General features: G+C 56.8%; 11 protein-coding genes. 3 read left to right on the top strand and 8 right to left on the bottom strand.

The window, feature by feature from the left end; all coding sequences use genetic code 11:
• Positions 1-214 precede the first annotated feature (214 nt).
• From M5R41_17270 to M5R41_17260, 3 genes are all read left to right on the top strand, one after another.
• Positions 215-991, top strand: a complete 777-nt coding sequence (locus M5R41_17270; protein MCZ7558156.1) for a UDP-2,3-diacylglucosamine diphosphatase — start codon at positions 215-217, stop codon at positions 989-991.
• A complete protein-coding gene (locus M5R41_17265) occupies positions 988-3,180 on the top strand; it encodes a PBP1A family penicillin-binding protein (protein ID MCZ7558155.1) in 2,193 nt (730 codons plus the stop codon). The genes M5R41_17270 and M5R41_17265 overlap by 4 nt, the downstream gene beginning before the upstream one ends.
• A gap of 295 nt (positions 3,181-3,475) precedes the next feature.
• Positions 3,476-4,111 (top strand): hypothetical protein, encoded by a 636-nt coding sequence (locus tag M5R41_17260; protein MCZ7558154.1) that lies wholly within the window; start codon positions 3,476-3,478, stop codon positions 4,109-4,111.
• 866 nt (positions 4,112-4,977) lie between these two features.
• Here M5R41_17260 and M5R41_17255 read toward each other — a convergent pair.
• From M5R41_17255 to M5R41_17220, 8 genes are all read right to left on the bottom strand, one after another.
• Positions 4,978-5,892 carry a cobalamin-binding protein gene (locus M5R41_17255; protein MCZ7558153.1) on the bottom strand — a complete coding sequence of 305 codons (915 nt, stop codon included), beginning with the start codon at positions 5,890-5,892 and terminating at the stop codon, positions 4,978-4,980.
• Between the two features lie 4 nt (positions 5,893-5,896).
• Positions 5,897-6,805: a proline dehydrogenase family protein gene (locus tag M5R41_17250; GenBank protein ID MCZ7558152.1), complete on the bottom strand. Its 909-nt coding sequence runs from the start codon at positions 6,803-6,805 to the stop codon at positions 5,897-5,899.
• 290 nt (positions 6,806-7,095) lie between these two features.
• Entirely contained in the window at positions 7,096-8,220 is a 1,125-nt protein-coding gene (locus M5R41_17245; protein ID MCZ7558151.1) for a glycosyltransferase, read from the bottom strand.
• Positions 8,217-9,386, bottom strand: coding sequence for a glycosyltransferase family 4 protein (locus M5R41_17240; protein MCZ7558150.1), 1,170 nt, complete (start codon positions 9,384-9,386; stop codon positions 8,217-8,219). The genes M5R41_17245 and M5R41_17240 overlap by 4 nt, the downstream gene beginning before the upstream one ends.
• Positions 9,387-9,392: 6 nt before the next feature.
• Positions 9,393-10,421: a glycosyltransferase gene (locus M5R41_17235; protein ID MCZ7558149.1), complete on the bottom strand. Its 1,029-nt coding sequence runs from the start codon at positions 10,419-10,421 to the stop codon at positions 9,393-9,395.
• 13 nt (positions 10,422-10,434) lie between these two features.
• Positions 10,435-11,877, bottom strand: coding sequence for an oligosaccharide flippase family protein (locus M5R41_17230; GenBank protein MCZ7558148.1), 1,443 nt, complete (start codon positions 11,875-11,877; stop codon positions 10,435-10,437).
• Complete coding sequence (locus M5R41_17225) at positions 11,874-13,019, bottom strand: glycosyltransferase family 4 protein (protein MCZ7558147.1); 1,146 nt, start codon at positions 13,017-13,019, stop codon at positions 11,874-11,876. Before M5R41_17225 ends, M5R41_17230 begins: the two co-directional genes overlap by 4 nt.
• A 39-nt stretch (positions 13,020-13,058) precedes the next feature.
• Positions 13,059-15,656 (bottom strand): YfhO family protein, encoded by a 2,598-nt coding sequence (locus M5R41_17220; protein ID MCZ7558146.1) that lies wholly within the window; start codon positions 15,654-15,656, stop codon positions 13,059-13,061.
• Between the last annotated feature and the right edge of the window lie 131 nt (positions 15,657-15,787).

Below are 15,787 nucleotides of genomic sequence, written 5' to 3'. Positions count from 1 at the left end.
TGTTCCCGGTGACTCCGGTACGCAGGGGTACATTTTGCTTCCTCAAGAATAGCACTATCCCGCCAGAATGTCAATAGAAATTCAGACAAAAGAATTTTGAGTCCTTCACCGCGACGTGACGGGTGTGGACCATTTTTTCGCTCGCCGAACCGCCGCCGAACCGTTTTCGAGGCGGTATTGCAAATCCTCCGTGTGTTCGGCATCTTGTAGTGCTATGTCCAGCGACACCGTGCTCATATCCCCCGTGTACTTCATTTCGGATCTTCACCTCGGCGTCGGAAGCGCGGAGGCGGAGCGCGTCAAGCGCCGCCGCTTCGTGGAGTTGACCAACACTGTACAGCAGGGGCGCGGTTCTCTCGTCATTGTCGGGGATTTATTTGATTTCTGGTACGAATACCGGTATGTGGTTCCCCGCGGTTCGCACGAGGTGCTCACGGCGTTGGGACAACTGACCGAAGCAAAATGCCCGGTGGTCTATCTCGCCGGTAATCACGATTTCGCCATCGGTTCGGTTTTTTCCGACGACCTCGGTGTGACTGTCGTGCGCGACGACCTGCATTTCAGCAGCGACGGAAAGCGCTTCTATGTGTTCCACGGAGACGGGCTCGCACCGAAGGACGGCGGCTACCGATTGCTGAAAAAATTGCTGCGTGCGCGTTGGGCGCAGATCGCTTTCCGCGTGCTGCACCCCGATCTCGGATTTGCGATTGCACGGCGTTTTTCTCACGGCAGCCGCGACTACACTTCCGGCAAATTCTACGGCGAGACCGACGGCATGCGCCTTGAAGCACAGAACCGTATCGCAGCTGGTGCGGACTACGTCGTCATGGGACATCGGCATCTTCCCGCGTTTGAGCGTATCGGAAACGGCGCCTATATCAACCTGGGCGACTGGCTACGCCACTTTTCTTATGCAGTGTTCGAGCACGGCGACATTTCTCTGCGTACCTTGGAGAACGACATGCCCATAACAGAGACGGCGGCATCGTGAGCATCACACCGCGACAATTCTGGTCCATCGCTCTTCCTCTCATTATCGTTGTCGGTGGTGGATGGTGGTTTTACTCCGCGATCGCGGAGGGACTGCCCAGTTTCGAGGAACTTGAGAATCCGAAACCGCCGTTCGCGACACGTGTCTATTCTGCGGACGGGCTGATTATCGATCGATTTTTCGAGGAGAACCGTTCCCGTCTCGTCTCGCTCGACAGTATTCCCCGACCGTTTATCCAGGCCTTGCTGGCTACGGAAGACAAGCGCTTCTACAGTCACTGGGGTGTGGACCTTCGTGCCGTGTTCCGCGTCATCCTTCAACGCATTACCTCTCTCACCATCCGCGGCCCCGGCGGAAGCACGCTCACGCAACAGCTCGCACGTATTCTGTATCTCACGCGCGAAGTCAGCGTCCTCCGTAAAGTACGCGAGATGGTCACCGCCGTACAGATCGAGCGCCGGTACACCAAGGACGAGATTCTCATCATGTATCTGAACGTCGCGCCGTTCGGCCGGGGCGCGTACGGGTTGCAATCCGCCGCCGCAGTATACTTCGGGAAACGTCCTGCCGACCTCACCGTCCCGGAATGCGCCTTTCTCGTCGGGGCTCTCGCCAATCCCACGCATTACGACCCGCGACGCAAGTATCAGGCCGCTGTTGCCCGTCGCAACACAGTCCTTGAGAACATGCTCGAGGAAGATTATCTGACCGAAGGAGAAGTCTCCGCGTTCAGGCAGGATTCCATTGTCACGCGCAGTCGTGAGCAATCGGCGGGTATTGCTCCGCATTTTGTGGAATACGTGCGCCAGCAACTCCGTGAGAGAGCGGAGAAGTACGGTTTCAACCTGTACCGCGACGGTCTGTCGGTGTACACCACAATTGACAGCCGCTTGCAGGAGCACGCGAATCGCGCCGTACTCGAGCATCTCATCCCATTCCAGGAGCAGTTCGAAGCCCGGTGGAGCTGGGACACACCGGGGAACCGCGCCATTTTCGGAACCGCGCTGCGGCTGGCGATTCGGCAGACCCCGGAGTTCAAAGCTGCCCGGACCGAGGACCAACGCGATATCGTCACCATCCGCATGCGACGAAATGCGCGCTTCGTGGATTCTGTGCGTCGATCACTTACCCGCATCCAGGTGGGATTTGCGGCAATCGATCCGCGATCAGGTGAGATCCGCGCCATGGTCGGTAATGCGGAGTTGAATTTCCGCTACGGGCTCAATCATGTAACACAGATCACGCGACAGCCGGGTTCCACGTTCAAGCCATTCATCTACACCGTCGCCATAGACAATGGTTACTCTCCCGCGCAACAGTTGTCCAACGACGCGATCTCCATGCCCGACGGCTCCGGCAAGATGTGGCGCCCGAAGAATTTCGGCGGAGAGACGGGCGGCATGTACACGTTGCGGCGTGGTTTGCAGAATTCCGTCAACCTCGTCGCCATACGCGCCATTCTCGAACTCGCTCCGCCGGATGAGGTGGTGCGCTACGCCAAGCGCATGGGTATCGACACACCGCTGCGTCCTGTGCCATCCCTGGCCATCGGAACTTCCGAGGTGGTTCCCCTGCAGCTCATCGCAGCCTACGGGGCATTCGCGAACGAGGGAATTTATGCCAGGCCCATCGCCATCACACGCATTGAGGATCGTGACGGCCGCGTCATCGAAAACAACACGTCGGAGATCCGCGAAGTGTTGAGCAAGGAAACCGCCTTTATCATGGCAAGCATGCTCCGCAGCGTCGTCACCGGTGGTACCGGTGCCGCCACCCGGCGCTGGTTTACCGGTCCGGCCGGCGGGAAGACGGGTACCACGCAGGATTATGCCGACGCATGGTTTATCGGCTTCACACCCTCGCTGGTCGCCGGTGTCTGGACGGGCTTCGACGACAGACGCGTCACCTTTACGGGTTCCTACGGCCAGGGAAGCGTGGCCGCGGCACCAATCTGGGGACGGTTTATGAAATATGCGTATTCCGACAAACGCGTCAACATCCCTCTCCGGGATTTCGTTCAACCTGAAGGCGTCGTACAGGAGCGGCTGTGTGTGGAATCGCAGAATCTCGCCACTCCTTTCTGTCCTCATGTGGTGACGGATTTCGTGAATAAAAAATACTTCCCCGGTTACTGCACCATGCATTCTTCGCCGTCATCCGGACGAAGCGACGGTCCTTCCGAATTCTGAAAGCGCTTTCGGCTATCGGCCAATAGATAAGGATTCGAAGGCAGGTTTTCCCAATCCGCTTGATGATATGCGTAATCGTCTCGGCATGATGTCATCAATCGCGCCGGACGGGATTCATGACGGGTGATCCGGAAAGAACGGGTGCGTTTCCACAACGCCGGCGTTCATACGGAAACGCGTGCGGACAGGACGCAAAGCGCAGATGGAAACGCGGTTTGCCCCTCATCCGAGAACTGCCTATTTTCAACGGTGATTCACGCACTACTTTTTTCAATACCATTGCATGGAGTCGATCATGCGTGCGATAACCATTCTCACCCTCGTACTGTTCGTTGCCGCACCGCTGGCCTTCACGGGCTGCGGAAAAAGTGATGAACCGAGCACTCTCGATAAACTGTCCGACGCTGCGAAGAACATGCAAACCGCGGCGGAGGAGATGTCCAAAAGCGTATCGGAAGAACGCACACCCGTCCCGCCCGTGAGTTTTCGCGTCCTGCTCAATTATCTTCCCGAGACCGCGGAGGGTTTGCCCCGGGGTGAACCGGAAGGTGAATCAGCCAGTATGGGCGAGTGGCAATATTCACAGGCAAATGCCGAGTACCGGGCCGAAGGCGGACCTCAGCGTGTCAGAATAGAAATTTTTGACTACGCCTTCATCGGCGTCCTGTACACTCCCTATACCATCGCTCTGAAAATGAAATTCAATAAGGAGAGCACCACGGGCTATGAACGCAGTGTGGAAATTGCCGGTTCGCCCGCGTTCGAATCGTGGAATTCCAAGTCGCAGCATGCCGAAGCCAATCTGCTCGTCGGCGATCGGTATATCGTAAAAATCACCACGGACGGCTTACCCGAAGGCTCACCCCGACGTATAGCGTCCGGCATGAATCTTAAAAAACTCGCAACGGAGAAGGCCGAGCCGGCCTCCTGAGAACGGGATTCTTGTTTCGACCTGTTTTCACGGGGCTTATGCCGGAAAACGGGAGCAGAAGTATCCGGAGTTCCCTCACATCCACTTATCTTTCGCGCAAAGGGCGGCCAGATGGCCGCCCTTTGCGTACTCGTGTACTGCCTTCGTCATCGCAACACCGACACGCAGCTGGAACGGCCTCGTGACAACAAAAGCCCTGCCTTGTCTCATCGTTGCGACATGAGCTGTAGTGAATCACTCGCGGGGCAGTGGCTCCAAATACACCCACAATGCCTTGATCCTCGTCCGGAAACAGACAGCCGCAAGGTGCGGAGCGAAGGTAGCCGTCGCCGACACCGGAGGCGTGTTCGGTGAAACACCCAATTTCGGTGCAAATGTGGGTGTTTCATGAATCGCCCACTTTCGGTGCAAATGTGGGTGTTTCATGAATCGCCCACTTTCGGTGCAAATGTGGGTGTTTCATGAATCGCCCACTTTCAACGCAAATGTGGGTGTTTCATGAATCGCCCACTTTCAACGCGGATGTGGGTGTTTCATGAATCGCCCACTTTCAACGCAAATGTGGGTGTTTCATGAATCGCCCACTTTCAACGCAAATGTGGGTGTTTCATGAATCGCCCACTTTCAACGCAAATGTGGGTGTTTCATGCACCGCCCACTTTCAACGCAAATGTGGGTGTTTCATGAATCGCCCACTTTCGATGCAGATGTGGGTGTTCCATGAATGGCCCACCTTCAACGCGGAAGCGGCTGTTTCATGAATCGCCCATCTTCGATACGAAAGTCATCCTACATCCGGAGTTCATCGTTGAACCGGAGAGCCAGGGCGGTCACGAAAATGCCATTTCCCTGCACGGGGGCAGTCGTCACCGATGATCGCTTTCGGTGTGAAGGAACATTTCGTGAAATTCGCGAAGAATATCAAAGAGCCGGGGCCCCGGTCGCATGAGTTTGTCCGCTTCGATGCGGTGCATGGCTTCGCGGCGAAAAGCCGTCAGGCGTTTCCATTCAGGGAATCGTTCCAGCACGGCCTCTGGGTCGGCGCTGAGGTCATCGGATAGCAGGAGAATATCCGGATTGCGCAGCAGCACATCTTCCCTGTCCATGACTGGATAGGAAGCGGTGAGGTCGCCCGCCGCGTTCCGTCCCCCCGCGGATTCAATGAGTTCACCGATAAACGTTCCCGATCCGGCTGCGATCAGTGGTTGAAGAGACAGCAACATGAGCACGGCGGGCTTGTTCACGGGCGGATGTGCAAGCACGCTGTCGCGTACGGCCCGCAACGTGGATGTCAGCTTCTTGCCCGTGTTTGTCCTTCCGGTGATCTCGGCGATGTCGGTGATGGATTTCAGTACCCCGTCGAGATCGCGTGGGTTGGAGACGAACACACGCACCCCGAATTCCTGTAGCCGTGCAAACGTGTGCTGGGAGTTGCCTTCAATGGAAATAAGCACGACATCCGGGTCGAGCGCAAGGATACCCTCGATGTCCGGTGCGAGAAGATCTCCGATGTTCGTTTTGGATTTCGCGGCGGGTGGATAATTGCAGTATCGCGTTACCCCGACGAGCAAACTGTCCGCTCCAAGCGCGTACAACGTTTCGGTAAAACTGGGCGCGAGACTCACGATACGTTGCGGGACGCCGTCGAGGCGCAGCGACCTCCCCAGATCGTCGGTTATACTCCGTGCGTCGCTTGGGGATTCACGCTGGACCCGTCCACACCCGGCGGCTGCAAGAACGACGATCAGCAGCACGGAGACGGCTCGCAGTGTCCCCGCCACGGAATTACTTTCCGAATCCCAGTATGGCCTTCACAATGTGCATGGCCATGGAGGGATTTTCCTTCAGACGGCGCGTCGAGTACGCGTACCACTGGTCACCAAAGGGAACATACACCCGCAAGCGATGTCCCAGGGAAACGATCTGATCGCGGCGTTGGGGACGCACACCGAGCAGCATCTGAAACTCGTACTGCTCACGCTTAAGTCCCAGTCTGTGCACCAGCTCGATACCGTGATCGATCAGAACATCGTCATGGGTCGCAATACCGATATAGACATTGTTCGAAAGTCCGTATTCGTTCAGATCTTTAAAACTGTCCTGCACTTCTTCGCGCTTCTTGAACGCTATCGCTTCCGGCTCGACGTAAATCCCCTTACAGAGACGGATATTCGTCGGTCCGTCGGCCACGAGCTCTACGAGATCGTTCATCGTCCTGCGTAGATACGACTGCAGCACAACACCGACATTGGCGGGATAATCTCGGCGCAGGCGTTTGTACATGGCGATGGTCGAGTCCGTGTACGGATGATCCTCCATGTCTATGCGCACGAAATTCCCGTATTGTCTGGCGATATCAAGCAGTACGCGCAGATTCTCCTCACAGAACGTCTCATCGAAACTCAAACCCATCTGCGTCGGCTTGATGCTGAGGTTGGCGTCGAGCCTGTGTTCCTCGATAGCATGCAGCACCTGCTCGCACTGTTTCCGCATTTCGACGCTCTCCCCGCGGGAGTTGACACTTTCCCCGAGAACGTCCATCGTCGCCATGATACCTTTGGCGTTGAGTTCCTTCACCACACGGATGCCGTCTGCAAGTGATTCGCCTGCTATATACGGCTTGGCAAAAAATCCGACGACGGATTTAGGGATCATGGGGAGGGACGCTGCGATGAGTTTGCTTATGAATGACATGGATGGCTCTGAAGAATGGTGAAAAAGCCGTTTTCAGGAAGATCGTCTTCGTGCGCTAACGCGCTCGGATGAATATCGCAACTGCTGTTCCGGGATCGCGGGAAACGACGACGTATCGCTTAATCGTGATAACGCAGGAGCGAATCGGCGCACCGTCCCAAATTAGTGCAGTTTTTCACGAAAAACAAGCATTGTGCGGGGCAATGTATGTCAGTTGCGTCCTTTCGACTAAAAAATGAACGCATTCAGCAAGAAAAAATTGGAAAATCGATGGGAGAAGAGCTCTGTGTTCAGGTATGCAGCAGCTCGCGATACACTTCGAACGTACGGTCGGCGATGCGCGTGTTGGTGTACAGGTCGAGTACGCGCGCGCGTCCTTTCGCTGCGTATTCCGCGCGAAGGGTTTTCGAGTCAAGATAGCGCTGCAGTTGCGTCAGCATGGCGTCCCAATCCCGTTCGGGGAAGGTGAGTCCTGCATCTCCAATGACACGGGGAATCTCGGCATGGGTGGATCCCAGCACCGGCACTTCGGACGCCATGGCCTGAACGAGAACCTGCCCGAACTGCTCCTTCCAGTGCGGGACGGTGTACGACGGCAGCACGAGTACATCCATGCAGTTGATATGCCGCGGTATCTCGCTGTGCGGGATGGAAAGCACGATGCGTACACGCTCGGCAAGTCCGAGGGCATTCGCGGTGTCGCGCAATTCCTGTTCCAGTGCACCACCGCCGATGAGCAGCAAGGTGTACTCGCCCTGCAGTTTCGCTGCCTGCGTGAGTAATTCGCGTACTCCCTTTTCCGGAACAAATCGTCCGATGAAGCCGATCACGGTGCCCCGAAGCCCGAGTTCCTCGCGCAAGGCCGACGCATCCCGTTTGCTGAACAATTGCGGATCAATTCCCAGGAGCGGCATGACATGCACGGGTTTATCGAAACCCTTGCTCCGCAAGATCTCCCGCGCGTCGGAATTTCCACAGATCGCCGCATCGGAGTGGCGCAGGTTGAAACGCTCGAAAAAGGTAAATGGGAAGCGCAAACGTTTCTCGAAGTTCATCCAGGTGAAAAACAACGTGCGTGCCCGTGGTGCGTACAGCTTGCGATAGAGCAGTGCCTGGAAATACGAAAATGCGTCGGTCCCCTCCTCCACATGCAGGATGTCCGGTGTGAAACCGCGCAGGGCCGGCGACAGCGAGCGGTATACGTGCGCGGCCTCCTTACCCGAGAAGCACACCGGCAGAGCGTGCATGTCGAGCTCGGTCTCCTCGTGGTCTGCATAGTTGAGGGTGAACAGATAGTCCTTCCATTGCGTCGGGACGATGATCCTGAGACGGAGATCATGCCGCCGTACGAGTTCACGCCACTTCTCCCTGCCGACGCGCGTGATATACGTGTGGCTGATGACGAGGACGTTCATGTGTGCGCCTTGTTACCTTCGCGATGACGGATAGCGCGCTCATACACTTCCACGGTGCGACGCGCGATTTCCGGCCAGGCGAAGGTCTCCTCGACACGGCGGCGCGCTCCTTCGCCGAGTGTACGGCGCAGGTGTTCATCCTTCAGCAGTCGGAGATACGCTTCCGCGAGTTGTTCGGGATTACGGGGTTCAACCAGCAGACCACTGATTCGATCTTCGATGATTTCGGGGATGCCGCCCACGTTGGTGCCGACAAGAGGCAGTCCGCTGGCCATGGCCTCGAGTCCGGAGATGCTGGTCGCTTCCATCAGCGACGGCAGCGTGGCAATAGTGGCCAGTGCGTAGAACAACGGCATGGACGTGTTCGGGACGTTGCCGGTAAACACCACGCGATGCGCCTCTCCCGCATCGGCGAGCATTTTCTCGAAACGGCTGCGTTCTTCCGGAAAGCCGCCTCCCACGATAAGGAATTGTACATCCGGAATTTCCTTTCGTACGAGCGGGATGGCGCGGATGAAAAACTCAACACCGTTCTTCGGCTCCAGGCGTCGCGGGCAGATGATCACCGGTCGCGCAGGATCAATACCATAATCCTTGTCGATGACGCCGAAGACGCCACCCGGACGAAACTTCTCGGCATCCACTCCATTGGGAATGTACACATTGCGCTCCGGTGCGATGCCGGTGGCGCGCGATTTTTCGTACAGCTCGCGGCTCGGACTGATGATGGCATCGGCATGACTCAGGAAGAGGCGAATCTTTCTGCGTCCACCCGGGGTCTCGTACATCTCGAGATAATTCGACGTATGGTTCGTCCAGACCAGCGGAAGCCGCGATTTCAGAGTGTAGGTGGTCCAGCAATTGGGTGTGAGATCATGCCAGTGCAACACATCGAAGCGGATGTTGGCATGCAGCGCGAGAATGTAGCGTCGCACCGTCCGTATGTAGAGGAGGTGCTTGACACGGGGTGTATCACTGTTGACGAAGAGTTTGTGTACGGTGAAGCCCTCCATGTCCTCGATGCGCCGCTCTCCCGGTCCGTACACCGGATGCACGAGATGCACATGATGACCGTTGCGCACGTGGGCACGCGCGAGTTCCAGCGCGTGCGTGGCCATGCCGCCAACATTGGGGAGGAAATCGGACGTCAGCAAGAGAATATTCATCGCGGTTCAGTTCCCTGTCAGTGTTCGTACGTCATCCATCACGCGCCGCAGACGGTGTATGGCCTGATGCTCCCGCACAGCCCGTTCGTGGCCCGCAGCGGCGATGGCAAGCCGCTCGTCTTCGTGTTCGGTGTAGTAGCGAATTTTCTCCTTCAGTTCCTCCACCGTTTCGAAGCAGGCGATCTCGCGGCCCTCGATGAAGAGTTCCTCCGCCTGTTCTTTCGAGCGCTGCGTCAGCAGAAAGCCCCCGAAGCCGGGAATTTCCAGTGTGCGCACATTGTGGGAATCCTTGTTCTGCTCGCGGAGAAAATTGAGATGAATTCGCGAAACCGCGAACAGCCGCGAGATTTCTTCACCGTACACGGCATTCCCTTTCCAGCGCGCGCGAAGCGGGTGCGTCTCCGCAACACGCTCCCACATATTTCCCCAGACGGAGAGATCGAATTCCGTGATCTGCGACAGCCACCACTCGCGCATCGGTTCCCAAGTCCCGGCAAATACCACGTCGGTGGCATATTTCCTGACGTCCTCCTCCGTGATCGCGTCCGGTTTGCGGAGCATGTTCGGATCGTAGCAAAAGGGCAGGTACTCGACGCGTTTCGCACCCGCCGCGTACAGCGGAGCGATCAGAGACTTCGCGTAGATGTAGTATATGTCGAAAAGTGGAATGGAAGCGATGCTGTCGCGCGTTGCGTTGCGATTCTCGACGTTGAACGGACCATCGGGATACCACTGCAGAAGCACGGGCCGGTATTTTTCCTTGACCTCCCGCAGCGCCTGTTCCGCTATCCACTCGCCTTTGAGCAAAAACACGACATCGGGACGCAGTTCCGACACGGTGCGGACGAAGTCCGCACTCATCGCACGCCTGTCCAGCCGTCGCGCTATCGGTCCCGGCAGCGGTACCGACCGTTCGCGTTCGGCCTTTTTCCGATAGTCGAAGACGTGCACCGTACAGCCCAGTTCCTGCAGTGCCGGAACGTACGTCCAGCCACCGGTGCCGTACCAGTATTCACAAACGAGGAGGATGGTCATGGGTGTGTGCGCTTCAGGATTCTTCGCCCTTCATGGCGGTGCGGATATAAACCAGATGGTCCTTGATCGAGCGCCGTTCCACCAGCAGCTCAAGTGCAGTAAAGATACCAACGAGATACAGTGCTTCCAAGACAAACTGAAGTACTGCGCCAACCTCCATGTTGGGCAGCGGTGCGACCGTGACCGCCACCCACGCAATTGCTGCAAAGACCAGCGGCAACGCCATTGCTTTCGTCCATACGATATCCACTTCCTTCCGCAGGAGAATGATCGCGCCGGCAACACCGATACAGAAGTTGAGGGTCACGGCGAGCGCGGCACCCGCGATACCCATCCACACCACCAGGAAATACATCAGTGGAACGAACACCGCAAGCTGGACGATGCGTACACGGACGATAGCTCCAGGTTTGCCGCGGGCATAGAGCAATTGCTTCATGTTCTCGAATAGCGGAGAAAGCAGCGCACCGACCGCGAGGATTCTCAGCACGGGCACGGCATCGAGCCACTGTTCTCCAATGATCCGGAGGAAGGATTCTGAGAGCACGCCGAAGACAAGCACGAAGGGCATGAGCGCTCTGACAAGGAAATACACAACCATCGAGAACGCTTTCGATAGTCGCTGGTTGTCATTCTTGACTTTTGAATACGTCGGTAACGCGACGGTGACGACAGCAGGGGCTACCGTTTGCGGCGCAAGTTCCCAATACTTCAATGCACGACCATAACTGCCCTGCAAATTCGTCCCGAGCACGCTCTCGGTCACGAGAGTACCGTAGCGAACGAAAATGACCTCCATACCGCGCGAGAACACCAAGCGCCAGCCCATGGACAGAAACCAGCGTGCGGTTCCGGCATTGAAGCGGAGACCGACGGGATAGCGGCTGACAAAGAGCATCCCCACAAATGATACAACAAAAGAGGAACAATAACCGAATACCATTCCCCAGGCCCCCATGCCGCGTGAAACCAGGATCCAGGATACGAGTGGAAACGCGAGAACGGCCAACAGGTTGATCCGCGCCAAAATGCGGTACTCGAGTTGCTTCTCGAGATACGAAGAAAACAATATCGTGAACAGGTTCAGCGAGCTGAATGCGGCGAGTACGAGAAACGCCTCTACTTTGATTTCAAGCGTTCCCCGTAGCTGTAGTATCCAGGCGGTGAGCAGTGATGCCCCTACCATGACAATCGCGAGGATGAGCGTCAGAACAAACGCTGTGGAATAAAGGTCCTCTTTTTCCTCATCCGCCTGAATAACGCTGATATTGAAGGAAACCGCGGCAATGATAAATAGCAGATCGACCACCGCAACGCCGAACATGTAAATCCCGTTCTCCTCGGGCATGAGAATGCGGTCGCGCAAAATGCCGAATACGAACCCCACCGCCATCGCGATATAATTGAGTCCGCCAGTCCACAGTGTGCTGAGGATAGCCTTTTTTGCTATGCTCATTCCGCCCCACCCCCTCTTTCCGCCAGCACGCTGCGGTACACCTGCATCACCTGTTCGGCATAGCGTGCCCAGGTGAACTGCTGGGCATACGCACGGCCTTGCTGTCCCATGGCGCGGGCCTCCGCGGGGTGATCGTGGGACCATTGCAGTTTTTCCGCGATCGCGTCCGCATCGCGTATGGGAACGACGAAGCCATGCTCCCCGTCCAACGCGATGCTGCCGGTGTTCTCCGATACGAGCAAGGGAAGCCCGCAGGCCATGGCCTCGTACGTGACGAGCGCGGATCCCTCCTGCAACGATGGCAGGACGAACACCGACGCCTGCGCATACTCGCGGTACAGCTCTTCGTGTTTCACATGCCCCCGCAGGGTGATTCGAGAGGCGTGACGCTCGAGCAGAGGCTTCAACTCCTGCTCCACCGTGCCTATAAATACCAGTTCCGCATTGCGTAAACCGAGCTGTTCCCAGGCCTCAAGCAAATAGTGCACGCCCTTCTGCACGCTGATATTCCCGACAAAGAGGACGCGAAACACCTCATCGCGCTTCTCTCCCGGGTGAAAATGCGCAGGATTGAAGCCGTAGGGTATCACGGCAAGCTTCTCGTCGGGAAAACCGTGTTCGACAAAGGTTCGACGCACGAATTCGGAAGGAATGATCACGCGATCCGCAAGCTCTATTTCGCGCAGACCTTTTTCAATAATCTGCGGATGCGCCCGCTCGGCCTCTATTCCGAAGCGCGCATACTCCTCCCGCAGTATGGCGTCCTGATAATACGGATGCGTCGAGCCGCGCTCTATCACCACCACCGCACCGCGCCTTCGCGCATAGGGCATGGAAATCAGCGCATAATTCCCCCACGCGTGAAACACATCACAAGCGGGAATGTACTTTCGCGCGAGAGCGTCGAACAGATTGTCCTTGACATAGGAATACCATCCGCGCCGGCGGAGAAACGGCACGGCGCGCACGAGCATGCCGAGATACTCGGGAGCGGGGATCGCCGTCCATTTCCTGGACGGAAACAACGTCCGTACGTACCAGCTCTTGGTGGTGATGATGCGTTCGAGCCGACCGCGTGCATGCAGCTGCTCCGCAAGCTGAATGGCGTGGAAGCGCCCGCCCACTGAAATGACGACCCTCACTGTGTGAAACTCATGCGATGTCTCGAGCGCGTAGCGCGATTATGCCGTCGCGCCTTTCGCGGACAGCCGTTTCCGTAGCCAAAGTCCGAAATACATCAACAGCACAATCGCCAGTGCGTAATTCGTCGCCGTGGTAACAATGAAACCGGCGGTGTAGGATTGCGGCTCGAAACGCATCTCCAGAGTATGTGTACCAGCGGGGATTACCACGGCGCGCAGTACGTAATCGCTGCGGAGAATGTCTACCGGTTTGCCGTCCAGCGTCGCCGTCCAGCCGCTCGGATAGTACACTTCGCTCAGCTTCAGTATCGCGTCCACCGGCGTGCTGACTTCATAGGTGAAGCCGTTGATGCCGAAGTTCTTCAGCTCAGCCCTGGCTGTCGCGAGTACCGAATCGGAGACCTGCGGCAACGGCGTCGGCAACGGCGCGCTCAAATAGGCCACGCGATCGGGGGTGTAACCGGGCAGCGTTCCCACTTTGTTGAACATCGCCTCGTCGTCGGTGATGACCTCCGAGGCGCCCACGAAAAACGCGCGCGGCAACACGTACTGATTCTCGTACACCGATTCACTGGCGCCCCGGAATACCGGCTTCAGCCAGGGACGGGTGATCTGCCAGTCGTTGGGCACGACGACGTACTTGGTATTGAGCATACTCAGCATCGCCCAATTGATGCTTTCCAGATGTTGCGCATTCTGGAACGTGAACGCCGAAAACATGCTGTTGCGGACGTCGTCGTACAATTTCAGCTTGGCGGGATGGTAGCCCGCCACACTCTGAATCGTATAGGCCACGTACCAGTTGTCGCTCCCGTGATTGGAAGCCGGGAGAATACGATACACCGACTTGTCGTTCTTGAGGAAATCCACGACGTCCGTTCTCTGCATCGCCTGTTCCTGTTGCGTCGGACTCACCATATTCATGGGCTTGTAATCCACGATCCACCAGTCCATCACCAAAATGACAAGCAAACCTGCCTGCAGCAGCGTAAGACCTATCTTCGCCCTGATGAATGCCCAGAGCAACAGCGCCGCCAAAGCCATGAGGAAAAGTCCGAGCAGCGCATCATTGAGCGCTCCTTTGTAAATCGCCGCCTTGGTATACCCCTGATACTCCGCCGGGATTTGCTGCCCCGCTGCGAGCGCCTGTTCCACCTGCTGAATGTATTGCAGTGATTGCGGCTGATATTTTTCCATCATCGAGGTGACAGTGGAGGTGTAGCCGCCCTCGGAGGCAAGAAGAATGAGCACCAGGAGCGCGGCCACGGCGACGGGCACCCACAGCGCCTTCGTGAGCGCGGCGGTGGCCTGCGCATTTTTCTCCTTGATCCGGCGGACGATTTCGGTCAATCCCACACCCGCAAGCATGCCGACACACAGGGCCATGAGAAAGAGAATCATGGACGGGATGCGGAAATTATTGAAGAACGGTACATGGTGGAAAAACAGATCGAATACGAGACTGAAATTCCTTCCCAGCGCCACCAACAGCGACAAGACACCCAGAGCGATCCAGAGATGCACGAACTTGTCCTTCGGCCGGAGGATGATGCCGAGCAGTGCGAAAAAGCTGATCACCACGCCGAGATAAATCGGGGATTCGGTGAACGTCATTGTACCCCAGTACGTGGGTGAGCCGAAACCGACGAAAGAGGGAACAAAGAAGGTCACGATCTCAGGGATGGAAAAGGACCAATTGGTCGCATAGTCGTAATCCAGTCCGCCTGCGGCCGTCCCGTGCCCGCTGCCGCCGGATCCGGCGCCGCGTATGGAAAAGTCTTTGTACTCCCAGGTCGCGAAATACGGCCCGGACAACATAAGGAAGGCGAAGGCCGCGGCACCAACCGCGATGGCCGACACGATGGCCACATTCGCGAAGCGTTCACCGCTGTACCATTTGTAGAGGACGAACATCCCGATGGCGATCAGATTGTAGAAGACCATCTGCACGTGTCCGGAATTGAAGGTGAAATGCAGCGCGGCGATGAGCAGCGCCACGCGGAGCACACTCTTTTTCTCGAACAGCAGGTCTATGAGCAGCAGTACCGCCGGCAGCCAGGCGAACACGGTGATCTTGGTGTTGTGTCCCGCCATGATCCAGTTGAGCGAGTACAGGGAGAACACCACGGAAACCGCCACCAGAAAGGCCGCAAAGGGTTCGAATTTTCGTCGTATGCCGAAAAAGTAGGTGAAGACACCCAGGAGGAAGTAATTGAAAATATCCCAGAACATTGCTGGAAGGGGCAGCACATTTACGATACCCTGCGCCCAGCCATACGCCTGCATGACAATCATCGGCTTCAGGGGATCGAGAAAGGTGTGCAGGTACATGCCATGCCCGGGAGAAGATGATCCCCACGTCGGCATACCTGAAAAGACATAGGGATTCCAGAACGGATTTTCGCCCGCATCGTCCGCTTCCTTCAGATAGCCTTGCTCGATCGCTATGGAAGAGGCATTGTCCGGCACATGAAACACCTTGCCGCTGAAAAATGCCTCGTGAAAGAAGACAATGAGCAGCAGCGCTATGAGGCCGGCGTAGATTTTACTGCCGTGTTTCTGGAGGAATTCGGGCTGCGAGAGATCGGGTACCGCATTTCGTGTCGAACCGCGGGCGGGAGTGCGTCCTTTTGCCATTGAATCGTCTGTAATAATTGGTGTACGAAACGATGAAACTGAAAAATATGGACGATGTCCCCAAGAAACAACGCATTTCCCTGTCCTCCCATTGTTGCTGTTCCGTGTACCCCTCGCAGTGCTGCGGGGGG

The organism is Bacteroidia bacterium (assembly GCA_027493955.1).
GTDB lineage: Bacteria > Bacteroidota > Ignavibacteria > SZUA-365 > SZUA-365 > JAOSJT01.
This window is presented reverse-complemented; position numbering and strand designations above follow the sequence as displayed.